The 2,303-nt window shown below is 42.9% G+C and carries 3 protein-coding genes; 1 reads left to right on the top strand and 2 read right to left on the bottom strand.

What is annotated here, in order from left to right; genetic code table 11:
- On the bottom strand, positions 1-389 hold a 389-nt coding region (locus QVP03_RS04885; RefSeq protein ID WP_288210648.1), incomplete at its 3' end, for a hypothetical protein.
- A 69-nt stretch (positions 390-458) separates the two neighbouring features.
- Entirely contained in the window at positions 459-776 is a 318-nt protein-coding gene (locus QVP03_RS04880) for a DUF2958 domain-containing protein (RefSeq protein ID WP_022332447.1), read from the bottom strand.
- Positions 777-986: 210 nt separating this feature from the next.
- Here QVP03_RS04880 and QVP03_RS04875 point away from each other — a divergent pair.
- On the top strand, positions 987-2,303 hold a 1,317-nt coding region (locus tag QVP03_RS04875), incomplete at its 3' end, for an AbiH family protein (RefSeq protein ID WP_288210647.1).

Raw genomic sequence — 2,303 nt, 5'->3', positions numbered from 1 at the left:
CACTCTTCCCCTTCTTTTTTGGATGTATAGATAATAAAGTTGCTCGGATGGATCACGCATATCTGCTCGTCAGGTTTTCCGAAATCAATGAGGATCGGATATTTGTAAAGCGGCAGATAGTATTTTCGTCCGAAGGATTTGCGGATTGCCTCCGCAGCCAGCAGGATTCCCGATTCGGCCGTTATGGGACGTTCGTATCCGGGATGTTGCCGCATGATCTCCATGCGGCATTTATTGATGTCGTCGAGCGTAAAGACCTCTCCCCGGATGATGCGCAGCAGGCGCAAGGTAAGTTCGTATTCGCGGGACAGATTTCGACGTTGGTCGCTGTTTGTAGCTTCGTCCAACTCTTTCTTCAGCCGTTCGGCTCTTTCTTCGAATGTTGCCATATTTATAGTCCTTTTTGTGTAATGATTCTGTTATCGGCAAGGGGCAGTAAAATTCCGAGGCCTTTGCCGTCATTCATCCTGTGGTAGAAAATCCCGGACGTATTTCTTGGCCGTGTAAATGTCGCGTTCGATGGTAAGTCCGAACGGCAGACGAAGGGATGCCAGTTCGGAGAGCATCAGGTAGCCCCACTCCCATTCGTGGATATGACAATAACCGAACAGGCACCAGTCGTCGCCTTCGCGTTCGGCTTCGGTGATGAGCCATGTGCCCGAGCCGCAGGGGTTGAAATACTTGACGAGGACTTCGGCATCCATTCCTTTCCCATCCTGTGAGTGGATAGGATGTTTCTCGAATTTCGAGATGATCTGTTTTGTGAGCAGTGTCATAGAGAATAAAATTTCAGACTGCCCGGAACGCCCGGACAGCAAGAGCCGAATAGCCGCTGCGGGCGACAAAGACAAGGCGAAGACCTTGGCGTGTCGCATGCAGCGGCTATCTTGCTGGACGGGTCGGCGTAAGAAAAAATCATTTTCGCTCTTTGCTCACAGCAGGATAAATAGTTATCTTTGTTATGGACTACTCTAAATGATAAGCAGATGATGAACAGAATTATATTGATCGGAAACGGGTTCGATTTAGCGCACGGACTGCCGACGAGTTACAAAGACTTTATTCAAGGATATTGGATTTTTCAAAGACGCAGATTATTGGAAGATACAAGTGATCCAACAGACGGATTATGCTGTATTAAAATAGATAATCCGGACGATATCAAGAAACTGGAACATTTTAGCTGGATTTTGGATAATTCGATGTTCCGATTCCAACGTGGCTGGCAGCAGCAACAGCAAATTGAAGAGTATAATAATTTCTTCAATAGTTTGCCTCTAAAATATGAAAGTCGGTTTTTCGAGGCAATAAATCAGTCTATTGAATTAAGAAATTGGGTAGATATTGAGAGTGAATATTATGCATGGCTGAAGAATATTTTCAAACAAGATAGATGCGAATATACCGATCCGGTTCAACTCAACGAAGAGTTGGATTTAATAAAAGGATATTTAACCGGTTATTTGAAATTTGCACTCCAAAATCAAATCAAGCCGGAATTGATAAAGGATTGCATTCGTACAACTATCTACGAACCTTTCAAAGCCAGAGATATTTCCAATGAAGGGAAAGAGGCATTTTTGCAATTTGTGGATGAGAGGTGGGAAAAAGCGGAAAACAAGGAGAATACTGAAAGATGTATTTTTTCCCGCAAATACGGATATTCATTTAGAGATATGGAATCCGATATAGAGTATTATAAAAAAGTAACAAATAATTTATTATCAAATCATATAACCAATGTTGAAACTACGCCAACCGATATTCCGGATTATTATCTTCTTCCCGACCAGATATTGTTCCTGAATTTCAATTATACACGAACCGCAGACTTATATATTGACAAAGACTCCGACTTCAAAATAAACCATATTCACGGGGAGTTGGATAACGATAGGAATCCCATCATTTTCGGCTATGGGGATGAAATGGATGAGGATTATAAGACGATTTCGAATTTGAACGATAACAGCTATCTGACGAATATCAAATCGATCCGTTATCTGGAAACGGACAACTACCGTCGGTTGCTTCGGTTTATCGACTCCGCCCCATACCAAATATATATCATGGGACACTCCTGCGGCAATTCGGATCGCACATTGCTCAACACCTTATTCGAGCATAAAAACTGTGTGTCGATAAAACCTTACTATTACGAGTGGATAGACGATAATAGAGTGCGAGCCGATAACTATATCGAGCTTGTTCAGAATATTTCGCGCAATTTCAACGATATGCAGAAGATGCGGGATCGGGTTGTGAACAAGTCCTATTGTCAACCCCTCACACCGGTTAATGGG

Source organism: Alistipes sp. CAG:29 (assembly GCF_000435435.1).
Lineage (GTDB): Bacteria > Bacteroidota > Bacteroidia > Bacteroidales > Rikenellaceae > Alistipes > Alistipes onderdonkii.
The sequence above is the reverse complement of the archived record's forward strand: the minus strand, read 5'-3'. Positions and strand labels throughout refer to the sequence as shown.

Bases quoted from the DNA above. Each gene is read 5' to 3' on its own strand.
- QVP03_RS04880 (WP_022332447.1), bottom strand. From the start codon at position 776: ATGACACTGCTCACAAAACAGATCATCTCGAAATTCGAGAAACATCCT.